At 73.8% G+C, this 19,382-nt stretch carries 18 protein-coding genes; 10 read left to right on the top strand and 8 right to left on the bottom strand.

Features of this window, described 5'->3' with window-relative positions; genetic code table 11:
• Positions 1 to 24 precede the first annotated feature (24 nt).
• On the top strand, positions 25 to 384 hold the full coding sequence (locus ACH4D3_RS15060) for a PLD nuclease N-terminal domain-containing protein (RefSeq protein ID WP_398322734.1): 360 nt from the start codon (positions 25 to 27) through the stop codon (positions 382 to 384).
• A gap of 22 nt (positions 385 to 406) precedes the next feature.
• On the opposite strand, the gene ACH4D3_RS15055 is transcribed toward ACH4D3_RS15060, so the two are convergent.
• The 3 genes from ACH4D3_RS15055 to ACH4D3_RS15045 all read right to left on the bottom strand — a co-directional run bounded on the left by ACH4D3_RS15055 (position 407) and on the right by ACH4D3_RS15045 (position 4,691).
• Positions 407 to 2,308 carry a protein kinase gene (locus ACH4D3_RS15055; RefSeq protein ID WP_398321727.1) on the bottom strand — a complete coding sequence of 634 codons (1,902 nt, stop codon included), beginning with the start codon at positions 2,306 to 2,308 and terminating at the stop codon, positions 407 to 409.
• 119 nt (positions 2,309 to 2,427) lie between these two features.
• Positions 2,428 to 4,224 (bottom strand): LamG-like jellyroll fold domain-containing protein, encoded by a 1,797-nt coding sequence (locus tag ACH4D3_RS15050; RefSeq protein WP_398321724.1) that lies wholly within the window; start codon positions 4,222 to 4,224, stop codon positions 2,428 to 2,430.
• A 59-nt stretch (positions 4,225 to 4,283) separates the two neighbouring features.
• Complete coding sequence (locus ACH4D3_RS15045; protein ID WP_398321721.1) at positions 4,284 to 4,691, bottom strand: VOC family protein; 408 nt, start codon at positions 4,689 to 4,691, stop codon at positions 4,284 to 4,286.
• A gap of 104 nt (positions 4,692 to 4,795) precedes the next feature.
• On the opposite strand from ACH4D3_RS15045, the gene ACH4D3_RS15040 reads away from it, so the two are divergent.
• The gene (locus tag ACH4D3_RS15040) at positions 4,796 to 5,779 is read left to right on the top strand and encodes a helix-turn-helix transcriptional regulator (protein ID WP_398321718.1); all 984 of its coding nucleotides are present in this window, start codon (positions 4,796 to 4,798) and stop codon (positions 5,777 to 5,779) included.
• Between the two features lie 14 nt (positions 5,780 to 5,793).
• On the opposite strand, the gene ACH4D3_RS15035 is transcribed toward ACH4D3_RS15040, so the two are convergent.
• Both ACH4D3_RS15035 and ACH4D3_RS15030 read right to left on the bottom strand, forming a co-directional pair.
• Positions 5,794 to 6,156 carry a DoxX family protein gene (locus tag ACH4D3_RS15035; protein ID WP_398321715.1) on the bottom strand — a complete coding sequence of 121 codons (363 nt, stop codon included), beginning with the start codon at positions 6,154 to 6,156 and terminating at the stop codon, positions 5,794 to 5,796.
• A complete protein-coding gene (locus ACH4D3_RS15030) occupies positions 6,153 to 6,725 on the bottom strand; it encodes a cupin domain-containing protein (protein ID WP_398321712.1) in 573 nt (190 codons plus the stop codon). Before ACH4D3_RS15030 ends, ACH4D3_RS15035 begins: the two co-directional genes overlap by 4 nt.
• Positions 6,726 to 6,805: 80 nt before the next feature.
• On the opposite strand from ACH4D3_RS15030, the gene ACH4D3_RS15025 reads away from it, so the two are divergent.
• Positions 6,806 to 7,687 (top strand): LysR family transcriptional regulator, encoded by an 882-nt coding sequence (locus ACH4D3_RS15025; RefSeq protein ID WP_398321709.1) that lies wholly within the window; start codon positions 6,806 to 6,808, stop codon positions 7,685 to 7,687.
• Here ACH4D3_RS15025 and ACH4D3_RS15020 read toward each other — a convergent pair.
• Positions 7,684 to 9,537 (bottom strand): protein kinase, encoded by a 1,854-nt coding sequence (locus ACH4D3_RS15020; protein WP_398321706.1) that lies wholly within the window; start codon positions 9,535 to 9,537, stop codon positions 7,684 to 7,686. The two genes, ACH4D3_RS15025 and ACH4D3_RS15020, sit on opposite strands and share 4 nt — an antisense overlap.
• Before the next feature lie 177 nt (positions 9,538 to 9,714).
• Between ACH4D3_RS15020 and ACH4D3_RS15015 the strand changes: the two genes are divergently transcribed.
• From ACH4D3_RS15015 to ACH4D3_RS14985, 7 genes are all read left to right on the top strand, one after another.
• On the top strand, positions 9,715 to 10,317 hold the full coding sequence (locus ACH4D3_RS15015) for a TetR/AcrR family transcriptional regulator (protein WP_398321703.1): 603 nt from the start codon (positions 9,715 to 9,717) through the stop codon (positions 10,315 to 10,317).
• Positions 10,318 to 10,500: 183 nt separating this feature from the next.
• Positions 10,501 to 11,406, top strand: a complete 906-nt coding sequence (locus ACH4D3_RS15010; protein WP_398321700.1) for an alpha/beta fold hydrolase — start codon at positions 10,501 to 10,503, stop codon at positions 11,404 to 11,406.
• A 186-nt stretch (positions 11,407 to 11,592) separates the two neighbouring features.
• A complete protein-coding gene (locus tag ACH4D3_RS15005) occupies positions 11,593 to 12,255 on the top strand; it encodes a DUF6232 family protein (RefSeq protein WP_398321697.1) in 663 nt (220 codons plus the stop codon).
• Complete coding sequence (locus ACH4D3_RS15000) at positions 12,252 to 12,377, top strand: hypothetical protein (protein ID WP_398321694.1); 126 nt, start codon at positions 12,252 to 12,254, stop codon at positions 12,375 to 12,377. Before ACH4D3_RS15005 ends, ACH4D3_RS15000 begins: the two co-directional genes overlap by 4 nt.
• A complete protein-coding gene (locus ACH4D3_RS14995) occupies positions 12,378 to 12,587 on the top strand; it encodes a hypothetical protein (protein ID WP_398321691.1) in 210 nt (69 codons plus the stop codon).
• A 66-nt stretch (positions 12,588 to 12,653) separates the two neighbouring features.
• Positions 12,654 to 13,361 carry a MerR family transcriptional regulator gene (locus ACH4D3_RS14990; protein ID WP_398321688.1) on the top strand — a complete coding sequence of 236 codons (708 nt, stop codon included), beginning with the start codon at positions 12,654 to 12,656 and terminating at the stop codon, positions 13,359 to 13,361.
• 175 nt (positions 13,362 to 13,536) lie between these two features.
• Positions 13,537 to 14,958: a condensation domain-containing protein gene (locus tag ACH4D3_RS14985; RefSeq protein WP_398321685.1), complete on the top strand. Its 1,422-nt coding sequence runs from the start codon at positions 13,537 to 13,539 to the stop codon at positions 14,956 to 14,958.
• On the opposite strand, the gene ACH4D3_RS14980 is transcribed toward ACH4D3_RS14985, so the two are convergent.
• Together ACH4D3_RS14980 and ACH4D3_RS14975 are read right to left on the bottom strand one after the other, a co-directional pair.
• Entirely contained in the window at positions 14,945 to 17,221 is a 2,277-nt protein-coding gene (locus tag ACH4D3_RS14980) for a PQQ-binding-like beta-propeller repeat protein (RefSeq protein WP_398321682.1), read from the bottom strand. The genes ACH4D3_RS14985 and ACH4D3_RS14980 overlap by 14 nt on opposite strands.
• Before the next feature lie 58 nt (positions 17,222 to 17,279).
• Positions 17,280 to 19,382: a PQQ-binding-like beta-propeller repeat protein gene (locus ACH4D3_RS14975; RefSeq protein WP_398321679.1), complete on the bottom strand. Its 2,103-nt coding sequence runs from the start codon at positions 19,380 to 19,382 to the stop codon at positions 17,280 to 17,282.

The raw sequence follows: 19,382 nt of genomic DNA, 5'->3' as shown, positions 1-19,382 counted from the left end.
CCCTCGCTTGAGCTGGAGAAGCCCATGCTCCGGGTGCTGATGTTCCTCGTACCACTGGCCCTGAGCGTCTATGCGTTCATCGACTGCATCGGCACGAAGGACGCGGACATCCGCCACATGCCCAAGCCGCTGTGGGCGATCCTCGTGCTGCTCTTCCCGCTGGTCGGCTCGATCTCCTGGATCATCGCCGGGAAGAAGCGGCAGCCCGCCGGCTCCTCGCCCTGGCAGGGCGGCGGCGGGCGGCGGCAGTGGGTGGCGCCGGACGACAACCCCGACTTCCTGAAGTCGCTGGGCAAGGACGCCGAAGACGACAAGGACGGCAAGGGCGACAAGGACGGCAAGGACGACGAGGACCGCAGCGGCGGCAGGCGGGACGAGCCCTGACGCTGCGCCCCGTCACGCTCCGTCAGATCCTGGTCCAGCGCTGGGAGGCGGAGCCGGTGCAGGTCGTGGTGGTCAGGCCGATCATGGACGCCCGCCGGTTGAGGTCGAGGCAGCCGCCGGTGTTGAGGTTCCTGAGCGAGCCGTTCGCCCCCTCCCGCCACTCTCCTCCGAACGAGCCGCAGGCGTCCTTGACGAGCCAGGCGTTCGCGCTCCGGGCGTGGACGCACTGGGCGGTTCCCACGTTGAGCATGCGGAAGGCGCCGCCCGAGGTGCTCTGGAAGCGGAAGACGGCGACGTCGCCCGAGCAGGCGCCGTCGTCGATGGGGGTGCCGACGTACATGCACTTCCCGCTCGATCCGTTCTTCAGCATGAAGCTGCCCGACGCGGACCCGCCGCCCTCCGAGCCGTCCCCGCCGTCCCCGCCGTCCCCGTCCGCCCCTGATCCGCTTCCGGAGCCGGAGGACGTACCCGAGTCGGACGATCCCCCCGCGTCGGAGGAGCCCCCGGAGCCCGAGGCGCCGGAGTCCGAGCCGCCGCCGGACGCGCCCTGCGCGGCAGCGGCCGCGTCCCCGCTCCCGTCTGTGCCGGACGCGCCGCCGTCGCCGTCCTTCCCGCTCTCCTCGTCCTGGCCCTTGTTCCCGTCCTTGTCCGTGTCCGTGTCCGTGTCCTTGTCCCCGTCCTGACCGCCCTTCTTCCCGCCGTCCGAGCCGGGGGAGGCGGAGGCGCTCGGACCGGTGGCGGAGGCTGCGGGGTCCGGGGCGGCCGTTCCGGTGGCCGCGGGCGGCGCGGCCGCGTTCCCGTCCTGGTCCGCGTCGTTCATCGCGTACGGCAGCAGCGTGAAGCCGAGCGTCGCCCCGGTCACGGCGACCGGGATCACGAACGCCAGCACCTTCGTGCGGCGCCGCCGTTCGCGCTTGTCCGGCTGTCCGCCCGTGACCACGGGGGCGGACGGCGGGGGAGGTGCCGCCGCGTCCGGCTCGGACGGCAGGTGCGCGGGCTCCCGAGCGGCGAAGGCCGCCCGCTCGGACAGCCGCTCGGTGATGTCCCGCGGCCACGGCGCGGACGCCGACGGGCCGTGCGCCGCGGCGCGTTCGACGAGTTCGGCGGCGGTGGGCCGGCCCTCGTGGTCCTTGTCCAGGCAGGAGGCGACGACGTCGGCGAGTTCGGGGTCCAGGTCCCGCAGCGGCTGGAGGTCGGGCTCCTCGTGCACGATGCGGTAGAGCACGGCGTGCCCGGACTCGTCGCCGAAGGGCGGGCGGCCGGACGCCGCGTACGCGATCACCGAGCCCAGCGCGAAGACGTCGACGACGCCGCTGGACGCCCGCTTCCCCGAGGCCTGCTCGGGCGACATGTAGGCGGGCGTGCCCACCACCATGCCGGTCCTGGTCAACTGGCTCTGGTCGGCGGCCCGGGCGACGCCGAAGTCGATGAGGGTGAGTCCGTCGAGGGTCAGCATCACGTTGGACGGCTTCAGGTCCCGGTGGACCATGTCCAGCGCGTGCACCGCCGCGAGTCCGGTGGCGGCCTCCCGCAGGACGAGCCACAGCGCCTCGGCCGGCAGGGGCCCGTGCAGGTCGACGGCCTCGCGCAGGGTGAGGCCGGGGACGTAGGCGGTGGCGAACCACGGCGGCCGGGCCTCCCGGTCCCCCGCGAGCAGCGGCGCGGTCGCCTCCTCGGGCAGCCGGGCGAGATTGTCCAGCTCGTGCCCGAAACGGCGCAGGAAGTCCTTGTCCTCCCCGGCGACCGACGGCAGCACCTGCTTGACGGCCGCGTACCGGCCCTCGTGGACGCCGAGGTAGACGCGGCCCATGCCGCCGGCGCCGAGCCGGCCCAGCAGCGGGATCGGTCCGATCCTGCGCGGGTCCTCGTCCTCCAACGGCTCGGCACCACTGCCCGTGAGGCCGGATCCGGCTTCCCCGCTCAACTCTCTCCCCGTTCGCCGGCGCCGCGCGCTCCGTGCGGGTGCCGCGGCCACTCATCGGAAGCTACATCTTTAGCACGACCGCCCCAACTAACGCTCCGCAGAACGCCGGTGAGCCCCCGTCAGACGGGTTTCGCGAGGTTCGCGACCCGCGCCGGACCGAGTGCCCGGTCGAAGGCCCGTACGTCGCGGATGGCGCCGGGGAAGAAGTCCCGGGGCTGCCCGTCGAAGGAGGCCCGGCCGATCATGAAGGCGCCGGTGGCGGGTGCGGGGCCGGTGTCCTCGACGACCGCCTCCTGGGCGCCGTTGACGTACAGGTGCAGCTTGCGGGCCGGGCCGTCGCAGACGCCGGTCAGGTGGGTCCAGACCTGCGCGGCGGGCGCGGTGCGGCCGACGGCGCGCAGGCCGGGCCGGGCGAAGGCCCAGCCCTGGTCCTCGCTGGAGTACTGGAGGTAGAAGCCGCTGGCGTCGGCGCTGTCCTGGCTGACGGCGGTGGCGAAGACCTCCGGCACGGCCAACAGGCGGACCCAGGCGGCGACGGTGAAGCTGTGGCCCGCGCCGGTCTGCAGCACCGGACCGGCGGTCACGATCTGGCTGCCGGTCCCGTCGAAGGCGGCGCCTCCCCCGGCGCCCTGCCAGGCGACGCCGGTCACGGTGCCGTCGTGGCCGCCCACGGTGTCCCGCGCGACCTGGCCGGAGGCCTCGTTGAGGGGCCAGAGCCCGACCAGTCCCGGGGGTGGGGAGGGCGCGGACGAGGGCGACGGCGACGGCTCGGATCCGGCACCGTCCGCCGGGTCCGGGTCCGCCGGGCGGTTGAGCCAGAACCCGGTCCCCACGCCGAGGGCGGCGAGCGCGCCCGCGCCGGAGAGCAGGAAGGCCCGTCGGCTCCGGCGCCCGCCGTCCCCGGTCGCCGTCGGGCGTACGTCCGCCGGTGCGGGCGCCGGTGCGGGCGCCGACGGGTACGCCGGCGGACGTGCGGTGTCGACGCGGGTGTGCTGATGCCCCGGGGGTGCCGCGACCGGCGGGACGATCTGGGTGGGCACGGCGTCCGCGCGGGTCGGACGGGCGGCCGGCGTCCACTGCTGGGCGTGCGGCAGGGCCGTCGCGCTCTCGCCGCCCAGCGGGCCGATGCGGGCGAGGATCTCGCGCGGGGCGGGGCGGTGGGCCGGGTCCTTGGCGAGGCAGTCGGCGATCAGGGAGCGCAGGGCAGGGTCGGCGACGGCGGCGACGTCCGGGGCGTTGTGCACGACGCGATAGAGCAGCGCGGGTGTCGGTCCGGCGCCGAAGGGGCCCGCGCCGGTCGCCGCGAAGGCCAGCACCGCGCCGAGGCAGAACACGTCGCTGGCCCAGGTGACCTCGTCCCCGTTGACCTGCTCCGGGGACATGAAGCCCGGGGAGCCCGCCATGTGCCCGCTGCCGGTGAGGGAGTCGGCGTCGACGCTGCGGACGATGCCGAAGTCGATGACGCGCGGCCCGTCCTCGGCGAGCAGCACGTTGGAGGGCTTGAGGTCGCGGTGGACGAGGTGCGCGGCGTGGATCGACACCAGCGCCTCGGCGAGTCCCGCGGCCAGCGTGAGTACGGCCTGCGGGTCGAACGGCCCGCGCTCGGCCACCGCCTGTTCCAGCGACGGCCCGGCGATGTAGCTGGTGACCAGCCAGGGCAGCGGCGCGTCCGGGTCGGCGTCGACGACGGGCGCGGTGAAGGCGCCGCTGACCATCCTGGCCGCCTGGACCTCGCGCCGGAAGCGGTCGCGGAACTCGGGTCGGCGCAGCAGCTCGGCGTGCACCACCTTGACGGCGACGAGCCGCCCGCCCGGGGACCGGCCGAGGAAGACCCGGCCCATGCCGCCCGCACCCAGCCGGCTCAGCAGCCGGTACTCCCCCACGGAGCGCGGGTCGTCCGGCTCCAGCGCTGACACAGATCCCTCCCGGCGTGCGGTTCCTCGCCCCTGCGGGCGGGTCCAGCATAGGGGGGCCGTCAGCGGGCGACGCCGGCGAACTTCTCGACGGCGGCCGGGGTGACGGGCGTGAAGAAGTTGACCAGGTTGCCGTCGGGGTCGCGGAAGAGGAGGGCACGGTTGCCCCAGGGCATGGTCGTGGGCTCCTTGACGAACTCCCCGACGAACCCGGTCAGGTTCCGGTGCACGGCGTCCACGTCGTCGACGAGGAACTCGACGATCACGCTGCGGTTGTCGGCCGGGCGGGCGGAGCCGGGGGCGAAGAGCGGCACGGTACGGGTGCTGCCGATGGCGAGCGTCCCGGACGGGGTGCGCAGTTCCGCGAAGTCCTCGGTGGCCCAGGTCGCGCGCAGGCCGGTGGCGCGCTCGTAGAAGCCGACGAGACGGGCGACGTCGTCCGTGATGACGCGGAGCGAGACGAGGTTCATGGGGTGCCTCCAGGGGGGGGCCGATGGCCGATCAGTGCCTACGGCCCCCACGCTAGGAGCAATACCGGTCACAATCCGGCCGGTATCGAGCGCAGACTTGGGGCATGTCGCGTCCCGTCTCCCGTGTGCTGACCCTGCTCGAACTGCTCCAGGCGGGCGGTGTGCGGACCGTGGCCGAGCTGGCCGAGCGGCTCGGCGTCGCCGAGCGCACGGTGCGCCGGTACGTCGACCACCTCGTCGACCTCGACGTCCCCGTGGAGTCGGTACGCGGCCGCTACGGCGGCTACCGGCTGGCCCCCGGCCACCGCATGCCCCCGCTGATGCTGACCGACGACGAGGCGCTGGCCGTACTCCTCGGCCTGGTCGCGGGCCGGCGGACGGGGATCACGGCGGCGGCGGGCACGGCGGGCGAGACGGCGGCGGCGAAGGTCCGGCGGGTGCTGCCGGAGCGGCTGCGCCGGCGTCTGGACGCGGTGCTCGACTCGCTCACGTTCACGAGCGCGTCCGCCGGGTCGGCCGCCCCGGAGGCCGTCGTGCTGCTCCCGGTCGCCGACGCGGTGCGCCATCACCGGCCGCTGGCGATCCGCTACAGCGGCGGGAGCGGCGAACGCACCGTGTACCCGTACGGGCTCGTCGCGCACGCGGGCCGGTGGTACGTGACGGGCCGGGACCTCTCGGTCGGGGCGGACCGGACGTTCCGCCTCGACCGGATCGACGGCGCGCGGGTCCTGCCCGGCACCTTCGAACCGCCGCCGGGGCCCGGTCCGGCGGAGCGCGTGCTGACGGCGCTGGCCACCGCGCCCTACCGGCACGAGGTCACGGTGCGGGTCCGGGGAACGGCGGAGGAGATCCGCGCCCTGCTGCCGGGCAGCGTGGCCGTCGTCGCCGACGCGGACGGCGACGGCGAGGGCGAGGGCTGGTGCCGGGTCGAGATCCGGGCCGAACGCCTCGACTGGCTGCCGGGACTCCTCGCGTCGCTGGACCGCCCCTTCGTCGTCGAACGGCCGGACGAGCTGCGCGGTCTCGTCGCGGACCTCGCGGGCCGGCTGATGGACGCGGCCAGGGGCGCTCCGCCGCCGCGCCACTGACGGCGGACGCCGGGTCACAGCCAGGCCGTGGCGAGCCAGACCGTGACGGAGGCGGTGACCAGGAGGGTGAGGTTCAGGGCGACCTGCCGGTCCCCGAGGCGCAGGTGGACCCCGGTGGCGCCGATCTGCAGGACCACGAACCCGGCCGCCGCGGCCAGGGCCAGCCCGGGCGCGACGCCGGTCAGCGGCGGGAGGACCAGCCCCGCCGCGCCGAGCAGCTCGACCACGCCGATGGCGCGGACCGCGGGCATCGGCACGCTGTCCACCCAGGCCATCATCGGCCGCAGCGCGTCCCGGCCGCGCACCACCTTCACCGCGCCCCCGTAGAGGTAGAAGGCGGCGAGGAGACCGGCGACGATCCAGTACGCGACGTTCACGACCCGGTCCCCCGGGCCGGCGCGGGCAGGGGGGCGAAGTCGGTGGCGGGCTCGGTCGCGTAGCGGCTCATCGTCCCGAGGCTCTCCTCCCGAGTCGGGGTGCGGCCGCCGGCGTACAGCTCCTCCAGGTCGCGGAAGTACTGGACGTACAGGTCGGGGGTGAACGTGCTGAGCATGCGGGCCGGTTCGCCGGTGGTGTTGGCGAAGGTGTGCGGCGCGCCGGGCGGGACCATCACGAGGGTGCCGGCCGTCGCGTCGATGTCCTCGTCCCCCACCGTGAACCGCACCGTGCCGGAGATGACGTAGAAGCCCTCGTCATGCTGGGCGTGGCGGTGCTGGGGCGGCCCGGGGGTGTGCGGGGCGAGTACGGACTCGGCCATGCCGAGGCGGTGGCCGGTGTGGCTGCCGTCCTCCAGGACGCGCATGCGGGTGGTGCCGAGGAGGATCGTCTCGCCGTCTCCCGGGCCGACCACCGACACGGCGGGGCCCGCGACCGCCTCGCTGTTCTCGCTGTGCTCGCTGTGCTCGTCGTTTTTGGTGTTCTCGCCGTTCCGCGGTTCGTCGCTCATGCCTCGATTCCACCGCCGGGGCACCGGCAGCGTCCAAGACTCGTTCCGCACCCTCGATACCGCGCGGGTATCGTCGCAGGATGGACCGGGTGAACCGGATGGACCGGCTTGAGCTGCGGACGCTGCGCTACTTCGTGGCGGTCGCCGAGGAACTCCACTTCGGCCGGGCGGCCGTCCGGCTGCACATGAGCCAGCCGCCGCTGAGCCGGGCGATCAGGGCGCTGGAGACGGACCTCGGCGCCACACTGTTCCACCGCACCTCCGCGGGCGTCACCCTCACCGGGGCCGGTGCGGTGCTCCTCGACGAGGCGCGCGCCCTGCTCGACCGGGCCGAACGCATACCCGCCCGCGTGGCGGCGGCGGCCGGTGTCGCGACCCTCACCGTCGGCATCCTCGGCGACAGCACCGACCCGGACGTGGTCCGGCTGGCGGACGCCTACCGCCGGCGCCACCCGCACGTCGAGGTCACCGTCCGCGAGACCGACCTGACCGACCCCACCTGCGGGCTGCACGCCGGTCTGGTCGACGTGGCCCTCACCCGCGGCCCCTTCGATCCGACCGGCCTGACCACGCGGGCGTTGCGCGCCGACCCGGTGGGTGCCCTGCTGCGCGCCGACGATCCGCTGGCCGGCCGGGCGAGCCTGACACCGGCCGAGCTGGCCGACCGCCGCTGGTTCCGCTTCCCGGAGGGCACCGACCCGCTGTGGCAGGCGTACTGGAACGGCGGCGAGCCGCGGCCCGGGCCGGTGGTGCGCACCGTACGGGAGTGTCAGCAGGTCGTGCTGTGGAACGGCACGGTCGGCATGACCCTCGCCGACCACGTGCCCGCGGAGGGGCTCACCGTGGTCCCGCTGACGGGTCTGCCGCCGAGCCCCGTGGTGGTGGCCTGGCCCCGGACCGACCCGAACCCGCTGATCCGCTCGTTCGTCCGGCTCGCGGTCGCGGTGTACGACGCTCCCTAGGTCCGCGTCCAGCGTTGCGAGGCCGTTCCCGACCGGCAGGGCTGCGAGGAGACCCCGCCGCCGAAGGCCAGGTCGAGGCAGCCGTCGTTGAAGACATTCGTCAGGCTGCCCCCGGAGCCGGGACGCCACAGGTGGGCGTTGCCGAAGGAGCCGCAGTCGACGGTGGAGACGGCCTGGCCCATCATGTTCGCGCCCAGGCAGGCACCCGTGGACTTGTTGACGACCTTGACCGCGCCGTCCGCCGCGCTCCGGAAGCTCCAGGTCGCGGTCGAGCTGCCGCAGGAGCCGTCGTCGGCGGCGCCGTAGACCTGGGTGAGGCACTTGCCGTTCTCGCCGTTCTTCAGGGCGAACGTGCCCGAGGAGGGCGTGTCGGTGTTTCCGGATCCGTCACCGGACGACGAGCCACCCGCCCCGGACGATCCGCCGGAACGGGACGAGTCTTGGGCAGCACCGGAATCGCTGCCCGAGCCGCTGCCCGAGCCTGCGTCACCGGCACCCGTACCCGTACCCGTACCCGTGCCGGTACCGGCCGCCCGTTCCGCTCCCCCGCCGCCGTCGCCCTCCCCCGGGCCTTCGCCGCTCGCGCCGTCCTTGCCGTCGCGGCCGTCCTTCCCGTCCTCGGCGTCCTTGCCGGCCCTGTTGTCCGACGCCGACGGACTCGGGGTCGGCCGGTCCTGCGCGGACGCCGAGGCCGGGGCCGAGGCCGTCGGGTCAAGGGCCGCGGAGACGGACGGGGACGGCGCGGTGCCCGCCTCCGCCTTGTCGTGGGCGGCGTAGGGCAGGAGCTGGATGGCGAGGGTCGCTCCCGTCGCCAGCACGACCGGGACGACGCCGACGAGGATCCGGGTCCGGCGCCGGTTCCCACGCCGCCCGGACCCCTCGCTCTTCGCGTCCGTCGCCGGGGGCTCCGGGGCGGGCAGGTCCGCCGCTCGGGGTAACTGCTCGACGAACGCGGCTCGTTCGGCCAGGACCTCGGCCACGGCCCGCGGCCACGGCGGCGGCTCGTACGGCCCGTGCCGCTCGGCCGTCCCGAGCAGTTCGGCGGCGGTCGGACGGCCCTCGTGGTCCTTGTCCAGGCAGGACGCGACGACATCGGCGAGTTCGGGGTCCAGGTCCTTGAGGGGCCCGAGGTCGGGCTCCGCCGTCAGGATGCGGTGCAGCACCGGCAACGCCGAATCGTCCCCGAACGGCGCGTGCCCCGACGCCGCGTACGCCAGCACCCCGCCCAGCGCGAAGACGTCGACCGCCCCGCTGGGCGTCCGGCTGCCCGACGCCTGCTCCGGCGACATGTAGGCCGGCGTCCCCACGACCTTGTCCACCGACGTCAACTGGCTCTGGTCGGCGGCCCGGGCCACCCCGAAGTCGATGACCGTCAGGCCCTCCACCGTGAGCATCAGGTTCGACGGCTTCAGATCCCGGTGCACCATCTCCAGCGCGTGCACCGCCACCAGCGCCTTCGCGGCTTCCCGCAGGATGAGCCACAGCGCCCGGGCGGGCAGCGGCCCGCCGTGGGTGTCCAGCGCCTGGGACAGGGTGATGCCCGGCACGTACGCGGTGGCGAACCACGGCGGGCCTGCCTCGCGGTCCCCCGCCAGCAGGGGCGCGGTCACTCCCTCGGGCAGCCGGGCGAGGTTGTCCAGCTCGTGCCCGAAGCGGCGCAGGAAGCCCTTGTCCTCGGCGGCGACGGAGGGCAGCACCTGCTTGACGGCCACGTACCGGCCCTCGTGGACGCCGAGGAAGACCCGGCCCATGCCGCCGGCGCCGAGGCGTCCGATCAGCGGGATCGACCCGATCCACCGGGGGTCCCCGTCCTTCAGCGGCTCCGCCCCGCTGCCGTCCAGCTCCAACACGTCGACCCTGTCCCCCCGTTGTCCCGACGAACGGGGACCCGCGGCCCGCCCGCTCCCCTCCGAAGTCCGGGCGGACTCGCGCGTCCCGCAGGGGACAGTCTGAGTCAGACGGGCCTAGGATTGGAAGGAACTTCTAGAAAATTGTTCTAGAAATGCGAAACGAGAGCACGTCTGCCCATGAGCCCCAAACAGCACCGCGGCGAGGTCACCTCCGACCTCCTCCTGGACGCCGCCCTCCGTCTCTACACGGAGTCGGGTGAACAGGGCGTCACCGTCACCGCCGTCACCCGCACCAGCGGGGTCAGCCTCGGCAGCCTGTACCACCACTTCGGCAGCCTCGACGGCCTGCTCACGGCACTCACCGAGCGCTGGACCGGACGGCTCCTGGAACAGCTGGTCACCGCGCTGACCAATACCGAGACCGCCCGCGAGGGAATCCGGGCGGTCGTCGGGGCCTATCTGGCCTTCGTCCGCGACCACCCCGGCGCGGCCCTCCTCGTGCACTCCCCCAGTGCGGACCGGCGCCTGCTGGGCCAGGGCCAGGAGATGCGGGACGCGCAGCAGCCGGCCGTCTCGGCGATGGCCCGGTGGATCCAGCCCCGTATCGACGCCGGTGAAGTGGCCCCGCTCCCGATGCCGTTGCTGGAAACCCTGGTCCTGGGTCCGGTCGTGGCCGTCGCCCGGCGCCGCCTGTCCGGGGTCCGGGACGTCGACCTGGAGGAGGCCGCGCGCATTCTGCCGGAGCGGATCTGGCGGTCGATCAGCGCGGACGGGGCGTAGCGGCCGCGCGGGGCGGCGGGGCTGTCCCCCGCGGGAGCTACGGGCAGGTGTCCACCGCGGGGTGACGATCCGGGACCGGTGGATCCATAGAGTCTTCATCAGTCGCCGAGCACCACAGGCCGACTGAGAGAACTCCCCCCAACACCGCGTCCCTACCCCACCCTTGTCTGCTGGAGGCCCCCCATGTTCCGCACCTTCGCCAAGACGATTGCCGCGATCGCCGTCGTCTGCGCCGTGGCCGGCGCGGGACTCGTCCTGAACGAGGAATACGGCAAGGACGACTCCGACGCGAAGGACACCACCGCTTCCGCGGGAGCCTCCTTCACCGGCACGAAGAAGATCGACGTCGACGGCCACACGGTCAACGTCTCCTGCTCCGGCCACTCGGACGCGGACCAGCCGCTGGTGATGCTGATGGCGGGCGGCGGCGAGGGCCTGGACAACATGGCCGCCCTGCAGAAGTCCCTGAGCAAGACGGACCGGGTCTGCTCCTACGACCGCCTCGGCGAGGGCAGGAGCGACAAGCCCGCCAAGGACGAACTGCAGACCGTGAACGACACCAGCGTCCTGCTCACCAAGCTCCTCGACCACCTCGCGGGCGACCGCCCGGTCGTCCTGGCGGGGCACTCCCTGGGCGGCTACATCGCCGCCCGCTACACCCCCGACCACCCCGACCGCGTCAAGGGCCTGGTCCTGCTGGACGCCACCGTCCCCCACCTCACCCGTGACATGAGGCGCACCATCCCGGCCGACGCCACCGGCGGCGCGACCCAGGTCCGGGACGGCGCGATCGCGGCCAACGAGGGCAAGAACCCCGAGCAGTTCCTCATCGCCGACGGCCCGGTCCACTCCGCCGGGGACATCCCCGTCGAGATCCTCAAGCACGAGTCCCAGTACGCAGCGGTCCCGGAGTACGGCCCCGCCCTGGAGCAGATGTGGGCCAAGGGCCAGCAGGAGTGGCAGCAGCTCTCCACCAACGCGAAGCTCACCACCGCCAAGGGCAGCGGCCACTACATCCACACCGACCGCCCGGACCTCGCCCTCAAGGCCGTCCAGAGCGTCACCGACCGCGTCGCCGACGCCCGGTAGCAGCCGCTGCCCCCACAGACGGCCCTGGGCCGTGGCTTCCCCCGCCACGACCCAGGGCCTCAAGCCGTGCACCGGGGCGGAACGGCCGTCGAAAAGCGCCCGAAAACAATCGTTGAGCTCCACTTCCTGCACGCTAGTGTCCGTGGCCACGCAAACGGGCATCACCGTGGCAGGGGGAGGCGGTTCATGGAGAGAAGCGAGAGACCCGACGGCCCGGAGCGGCCGGAGCAGCAGCCGACGGCCCGGTCCGGGCCATCGAGCAGCGACAGGCCGTGGCACCGCGAGATGCCTCCGCCACCGGTGTTGCCTCCGCACCTGGCGGGCGGCGTCGATCTGCGCGTCGGCAAAAGGCTGTTGTGGGTCGGTGGCGCGGCCTACCCGACGGCCAACATCACTCGCGTGTACACGTTTCTGCTCACCCCCCGGCGTGGTGACGCCACCGCACGCTTCTTCAAACGCGTCGGGATCATCCTGTTGGTCGCCCTCGCCCTGGTGTTCGTCACCGACACCGTCTCCGACAGCGAGACGGCGGAAATCGTCCAACTGCTCAACGTGGCCACCGTCATGGTGCTGATCTACTGCGTCGGGGACTGGGTGTCCGTCCTGATCGCGCCGTCGCACTGGGTCCTGGCGGTCGAGACGTCCGGTGCGTCGACGGCCCTGGTCACCGGCAGGGACACCCAGCACCTTCATCAACTCGTCGGCCAGGTCGTGAAGGCCATCGAGAACCCCGACATCGAGTTCCAGGTCAGGGTGGAGTCGCTCACGGTCAACCCCCGGAACTACCACTTCGGGGACAACGTCAACATGTACGGCGGATCGGGCAACGTAGGGATGAGGATGTCATGAGCGGCGACCACATCAACGTCAACATGTACGGCGGCACGAACAACACCGGCGTGGTGAAGAACGTACTGCCCACATCACTTGACCCCGAACAACGCGCCGCCGTCGCGACGTTGACGGAGTAGTTGAGAGCGCTGCGCCCGCAGGTCTCACCCGAGGGCGCGCAGACGATCGACGCGTCCCTGCCGGTCCTGGCGCCCGACGCCTCGGTCCAGCCCGGAGCCCGCACCCGCGCCCTGATGGCGGTCGCCGGTGTCGCCGCGACCGCGGGGGCGCTGGGCGTACCGATCGTGGAAACGGTGAACCGGGTTCTCGAACTGCTGGGCGCGCGATAGCGAACGGGGCCGCCCACGTCACCGACACCCGACAGCAGCCCACGGCTCCGGCATAGGCTGCGGCCGGTGAGCAACCGCGAGGGTCGTCTGCGTACCGTCGATCTGGCCCGTGCCGTCGGGCTGTCGACGCAGCAGGTGCGCAATTGCGAGGACGCCGGTGTCCTGCCCCCGGCCGGGCGCACCGACGCCGGGTACCGGGTGTTCGGGGAGCGGCACCGGGAGGCGCTGCTGGCGTACCGGGCGTTGCAGCCGGGGTACGGGGCGGTGACGGCGACGCGGGTGATGCGGGCGGTGCACGCCGGGGACGTGGCCGGTGCCCTCGCGCTGGTGGACGCCGCGCACGCCGCGCTGCACGAGGAGCGGGTGGCGCTGCGGGCCGCGGGCGAGGCGCTGGACGCGCTGGCCGGTCGGGAGCCGGTGGCGCCGCCCGGAACAGGTGACGGCCTGCGCATCGGCGAGGTCGCCGCGCTGGTCGGCGTACGGACTTCCGCGCTGCGGGTGTGGGAGGCGGCGGGGCTGCTCGTGCCCGGGCGGGAACCCGGCACCGGGTACCGGGTGTACGGGCCCGCCGACGTACGGGACGCGCGGGTGGTGCGCACCCTGCGCCGCAGTCACCACGTCTTCGAGCAGATCCGGCCGGTGCTGGAGGACCTGCGGCGCGCGGGGAGCAGCGAGGCGCTGCGGACGGCGGTCGAGGCGCGCGGGCGGGCCCTCACCGCGCGGACGCGGTCGATGCTGGCGGGGGCGGGCGCCCTGCACGCCTACCTGGAGTGACGGGCGAGGCGTGAAGGGTGCACGGGGGAAGGGTGAAGGGCGGCCGGGCGGTGGGGGCGTATCGGCGTTCGAGAGGCCATCCGTTCCGTTGAACAGTGCCGACACGGCAGGTGCGCGGCCGCGCGGACGGCATTCCCTTGGTCGGGTCTGTACATCTGCGAACGGAGACCTCCTCGTGCGAATGACCGACATCCAGCGCTGCGAGATCCGGCCCGGGCGCCTCGTCGAGTGGACGCTCAGTCCCAGGACGCTCGACATCGCGGCGGCGCTGCCCGAGGACGCGCGCCCGCCCGCGTACATCCAGGAGTCGCACATCCGCACGGCACGCTCGGTGCGCGAGGACGGCCTGTTCGTGCCGACCTGGCTCGGGGCCGCCTTCGACATCCCGGGGCCGGTCGATCTCGACGTCCTCCAGGAGGCGTTGCGGGCCTGGACGCTGCGGCACGAGACGCTGCGCAGCGGTTTCCGGTGGAGCGGCGAGCGCGGCGACACGATGCGGCGGTTCACGCTCGACGCGGACGCCGTGGCGCTGCACCGCGAGGACGTCGGCGACTTCCCGGACGCGGCCGAGCTCGCCCGGCACCTCCAGGACCGCTTCGACAACGTCGCGGACGCGCTGCGCTGGCCCAACCTCATCTACACGGCGGTCGTCCGCGACGACGGCGTCAGCGTCTACATGGCCTTCGACCACAGCAACGTCGACGCCTACTCCATCTACCGCATCCCCGCCGAGGTCGGCGAGCTGTACGCCGCGGGTGTGGCGGGGCGGACGGTGCCGCACCCCCGGGTGGGTTCCTACGTCGACTTCTGCGAGGCGGAGCGGGCGGACGCGGACCGGATCGACGGCGGCCACGACATCGTCGCCCGCTGGCGGGAGTTCATCCGGCGCTGCGACGGGCGGCTGCCGTCCTTCCCCGTCGACCTCGGCGTCCGGACCGGCGATCCGCTGCCCGAACAGCGGCTGCTGCGCGAACCGTTGGTGGACGCGGCCGACGCCGCCGCGTTCGAGGCGTACTGCCGTCCCTTCGGCGGCAGCCTGGTCGGCGTGCTGGCCGCGACCGCGCTGATCGTCCACGAGATCGGCGGCGAGCCCGTCTACCGCACGGTCGTGCCCTTCCACACCCGGTCGCGGTCCCAGTGGGCGGAGTCCGTCGGCTGGTACGTGGGCGGCGCGCCGATCGAGGTCCCGGTGGACCGGGCCCACGACTTCCCCAGCGCCCTCGGCACCGTCCGCGCCGAGCTGCAGGCCAACCGGCGGCTGTCCCGCATGCCGATCGACCGCGTGCTGCGCCTGCTCGGCACGGACTTCCGGCCGACCTCGCCCGACCTGTACTCCATCGTGTCGTACGTCGACGCCCGCGGCGTCCCCGGTGCCGACAGCTGGCCGGACCGGACGGCGTACGCGCTGCTGCGGGTCTCGTACGGCGACCAGGTGTGCGCCTGGGTCACCCGGCTCCCCGAGGGCCTGTGGTTCGCGAGCCGCTACCCGGACACCGACGTCGCCCACAAGAACCTGCGGCTGTACGTCGAGCGGCTGCGGAACGTCGTCACGGGCGTCGCCCGCGGGGACTTCGGGCCGCCGCTCACCGCTCGGTGAGGGAGACGCCGCCCGCGTGCAGACGCCCGTCGCCGCCGTCGAAGTAGATCCGGTCCCCGTCGAGGGCCGCGTCGGGGTCGCCGGACGACAGACGGGTCTTCGCCGTCGCTCCGGTACGGGCGTCCGCGGCGTGCAGGGCGCCGGCCTTGGTGCTGAAGAGCACCGAGCCGTCCAGCAGACCGTGCAGCTCGGGGTCGCGTTCGGTGCGCTCGCTCCACAGCGGTTTGCCGGACCCGGCGTCGACCGCGTGCACGGCCCCCGACTCGTATTCGCTGGTGACGCCGCCGATCCCGCCGTACACGACACCGTCCGCGACCACGAGGGGATCGAGCCACTGCCGCACGCCGCCGGTGTCCGCGTCGTAGGTCCACCGCCGTGTGCCCCGCCGGGCGTCGACGGCGTGCAGGACACCGCGGTCGTCACCGAAGTAGACCGTGCCGTCCGAGACCTCGACCGCCGACAGCTCGCCCGGGTACGGCCGACTCGTTCTCGAGCTGTACCGCCACAGCCGGTCCCCCGTCTCCCCGTCCCAGGCGTGGAAGTAGGTGTCGTCCGGCTCCCGGACCCCGACGTAGACGACCCCGTCCGCGACCGCGAGCGCGTCGGACAGGATGTTCTCGATCCTGTTGGTCCACTTCAGCCGGCCGGTCGCGAGGTCCACCGCGGACACGGCGTACATGGCCGAGCGGTCGGACTCCTCGGGCAGGTCGTACATGGCGTTCAGGTAGACGGTGCCGTCGGCGACCACGACCCCCATGTAGAGGTTGAACTCCGTTCCGGACGGCGTGTGCGTCCGCGCGTCCACCTCCCAGACCCGCGTGCCGCCGTCCACGTCGATGCCCTGGATCGTGTGCTCCGCGTTGCTGGAGACCACCGCGACACCGTCGTCGATGCCCTCGAAGTACGCCGATTCCGGACTGTCATACGTCCACTCGGTGTCACCGTCCGCGGTCGTCAGCGCGTGCAGCCGGCCGTCGTCGCCCTCGCCGATCAGCTTTCCCCGGGCGACTTCCGGCTGCCGCAACTCCCCGTCCGACGGCCACAGTTCCCGCACCGTCGGCTGCTTCGCGGCGGCCGTGGGAGTGCCGGAGTTCTCGGCGTCGCCGCCCGGCCCGGAGGAGTCCGAGAAGGCACGGGGCAGCAGCAGACCGCCGACGACGGCCAGGACGACGAAGGCACCGGCGGCGGCGAGGACCGCCGTACGCCGCCGGCCCGCCCACCGCGCCGGCCGGGAGGCGGACGAGGGGCCGGCGGGCGGCGTGCCGAGCCGGGCCGTGGCGACGGCGGTCGGCGCCGGACCCGCCGTGACGGTCGGCAGGTCGGCCTCCGCGGGCGCCGAGGCGGTCGGCCGCACCTGCGGCAGCGGCTCGGCGCCCAGCGCGGTGACGTCGGCGGCGACCGGCGCGGGCAGCCACGTACCGGCGGTGAACGTGCCCCTGGTGCCGTCGGCCGCCTCCCAGCGGCCCAGTTCCCCGACGAGTTCGGGCACCCGGGGCCGCTGCCGCGGGTCCTTTGCCAGGCACCGGGCGACCACCTCGGCGAGTCCCCCCGGCACGCGCTCCAGGTCGGGCTCCTCGTGGACCACGCGGTAGTTGACCCCGTGCGCGGGCCCGCCGCCGAACGGGCCGGTCCCGGTCGCGGCGTACGCCAGCAGCGCGCCCAGCGCGAACACGTCCCCGGGCGGCCCCACCTCGCGGCCGACCAGCTGCTCGGGCGGAAGGTAGCCGGGGCTGCCGACCACGGCCCCCGTGGTCGTGAGCTTGGTGTCGTCGGCGACCACCGAGATGCCGAAGTCGATCACCCGGGGTCCGTCCGGCGCCAGGAGCACGTTCGACGGCTTCAGGTCGCGGTGCACCACGTCGGCCCGGTGGATCGCGTCCAGAGCCTCCGCCAGCCCGGACCCCAGGGCCCGCACGGACCGCTCGGGCCAGACGCCGTGCGCCGCGACCGCCGTGCCCAGCGCGACGCCCGGCACGTAGGCGGTGGCCAGCCACGGCAGGTCCGCGTCCGGGTCCGCGTCGACCACGGGCGCGGTGAACGGGCCCGAGACCCGCTGTGCCGCCGCCACCTCGCGCCCGAACCGCCTGCGGAAGGCGGGGTCCTCGGCCAGTTCCTCGTGCACCACCTTCACGGCGGCCGCCCGGCCGCCGGGCGAACCGGCCAGGTACACCCGGCCCATCCCGCCCGAGCCGAGCCTGGCGACGATCCGGTACGGGCCGACCCGCTCGGGATCGCCCGTCTGAAGCGGTACGTACGCCTGCACTCCGCCATTCCTCCCTCGTGCCGGTCTGTGTCGGCCGTCCGCCCGTGCGGGGGCGGGGTCAGGTCGCGGCCCGGTAGGCGGTCAGCCGGCCGTTGGTCTCGGTCACCACCACGTCGCCGATGACCCGGACGTCCGTCTCGTCGCCCCCGCCCAGCGATTCCCGCCAGCCGGTCTCTCCGCTGGCGGTGTCCAGTGCGGTCAGTCCGCCGTCCGAGGCGTCGACGAGGAGGGTGTCGTCCACGACCTCCAGGGACGTCACCTCGTCGGCCTCCTGCTTCCGCCGCCACCGCTGCGATCCGGTGTCGGCGTCGAAGGCGGAGACGTATGCGTCGTTCTCGAAGTACACGGTGCCGTCGGCCACTTGGGGCATGCCCGCACCCTCGCCGAGTCTTCCGTCCCACAGCTCGCCCTCGAACGTGCGGCGCCACTCCTCCTCGCCCGAACGCGCGTCGACGGCGTAGAGCGAGCCGTCCAGGGTGCCGAAGTAGACCTTGCCGTCCGCCACCACGAGGCCGGTCTCCGCGTCGCTCGCGGCCTGGTGGGTCCACTTCTCCTTGTGGGTGCGGAGATCGACGGCGATCAGCTTCTTCCCGCTGTGCACGAGGAGCACGTCGTCGGTGACGGCGATGTTGCTGCCGTCGGCCTTGGGGTCGAAGCCGTAGTCCCACAGCTTGTCGCCCGTGCGCGGGTCGAGGACGTAGAAGAAGTAGTCCAGGTGCGCGTAGGCGGCGTCGCCCACCACCACCGGCGAGGGATGGAAGGTGCTGTCCATGTACCGCCAGCGGTGGTCGCCGTCGTCCGCGTCGATCGCGTACAGGTGGTCGTTGCTGCCGTAGAACAGGAGGCCCTCCGAGACGCCGGTGATCCGGATGTCGTTGCCCACGCTCTTCAGGTGGCCCGTGTCCTGGCCGACGTCGTCGACGCGTACCCGGCGGTCCCAGCGCCGCGAGCCGTCGGTGACGTCCAGGGCGGTGATCCGGTGGCCCTTCTCGTGCTCGAGGTAGAGCGTGTCCTGGGAGGAAACCGACAGCCGCTGTCCGTCGGCCAGGGTGTGCGTCCAGAGCTGCTCCAGGTTGGGCGGCCGGGAAGGCTCCTCGTCTTCGGCGCTCACCCGCCACAGCACGACGGCGGTCGCGGTGACGGCCAGTGCGGTCGCGGCGGCGAGCACCGTCCGCAGGCGGCGGCGCCGGGTGCCGGGCGGTGCCGGGGCCGGGGCGGGAGCGGTCCGCGTGGTGGCGTCCCCCGGCCGGGGCAGGGGCTCGGTGGGGGTTCCGTCCCGCAGCCGGTGGGCCGAGTCGGCGACCGGACCCGGCAGCCACCCGGCGGTCGTCACGTCCCCGTCCGGCGCGGGGGTCTGCGACTCGCCCAGTTCGTCCAGCAGCCACGCCACCGTGGGCCGGTGCGCCGGGTCCTTCGCGAGGCACCGGGCCACCACGTCCGCGAGGGCGGGGGCCAGGGCGCGCAGGTCGGGGTCCTCGTGCACGACCCGGTAGTTGACCGCGTGGGACGCCCCGCCGCCGAACGGGCCGACGCCCGCCGCCGCGTACGCCAGCACCGCGCCCAGGGCGAACACGTCACCGGCCGGTCCCGAGACCTCGTGGCGCAGCTGCTCGGGAGGGATGAAGCCGGGGGTGCCGATCACCGTCCCGGTCTGGGTGAGGGCGGTGTCGCCGACCGCCGCCGAGATGCCGAAGTCGATGACTCTGGGGCCGTCCGGTGCCAGCAGGACGTTGGACGGCTTCAGGTCACGGTGCACCAGGTCCGCGGCGTGCACCGCGGCCAGTGCCTCCGCCAGGGCGGCGCCGAGACCGCGTACCGCGTCCCTGGGCCACACGCCGTGCCGGGCCACCGCGTCCTGGAGGGAGAGTCCGGGTACGTACTCCGTGGCCAGCCAGGCGGGGTCGCCCTCCGGATCGGCGTCCACCACCGCGGCGGTGAAGAACCCCGTCACCCGTCGGGCCGCCGCCACCTCCCGGACGAAGCGCCGCCGGAATCCCTCGTCCCGCAGCAGCGCCTCCCGCACCACCTTCACCGCCACCGCACGCCCACCGGGCGACCGGGCGAGGTAGACCCGGCCCATGCCCCCCTGGCCCAGCCTGGCCAGCAGCCGGTACCGCCCCACGCGTACCGGATCCCCCGCCGTCAGTGGTACCGACGCCAC

Source organism: Streptomyces sp. NPDC018026, from assembly GCF_044327745.1.
GTDB lineage: Bacteria > Actinomycetota > Actinomycetes > Streptomycetales > Streptomycetaceae > Streptomyces > Streptomyces rubrogriseus.
The sequence above is the reverse complement of the archived record's forward strand: the minus strand, read 5'-3'. Positions and strand labels throughout refer to the sequence as shown.

Bases quoted from the DNA above. Each gene is read 5' to 3' on its own strand.
- ACH4D3_RS15060 (WP_398322734.1), top strand. From the start codon at position 25: ATGCTCCGGGTGCTGATGTTCCTCGTACCACTGGCCCTGAGCGTCTAT.
- ACH4D3_RS15045 (WP_398321721.1), bottom strand. From the start codon at position 4,691: ATGAACCTCGTCTCGCTCCGCGTCATCACGGACGACGTCGCCCGTCTC.
- ACH4D3_RS15040 (WP_398321718.1), top strand. From the start codon at position 4,796: ATGTCGCGTCCCGTCTCCCGTGTGCTGACCCTGCTCGAACTGCTCCAG.
- ACH4D3_RS15030 (WP_398321712.1), bottom strand. From the start codon at position 6,725: ATGAGCGACGAACCGCGGAACGGCGAGAACACCAAAAACGACGAGCAC.
- ACH4D3_RS15025 (WP_398321709.1), top strand. From the start codon at position 6,806: ATGGACCGGGTGAACCGGATGGACCGGCTTGAGCTGCGGACGCTGCGC.
- ACH4D3_RS15015 (WP_398321703.1), top strand. From the start codon at position 9,715: ATGAGCCCCAAACAGCACCGCGGCGAGGTCACCTCCGACCTCCTCCTG.
- ACH4D3_RS15010 (WP_398321700.1), top strand. From the start codon at position 10,501: ATGTTCCGCACCTTCGCCAAGACGATTGCCGCGATCGCCGTCGTCTGC.
- ACH4D3_RS15005 (WP_398321697.1), top strand. From the start codon at position 11,593: ATGGAGAGAAGCGAGAGACCCGACGGCCCGGAGCGGCCGGAGCAGCAG.
- ACH4D3_RS15000 (WP_398321694.1), top strand. From the start codon at position 12,252: ATGAGCGGCGACCACATCAACGTCAACATGTACGGCGGCACGAACAAC.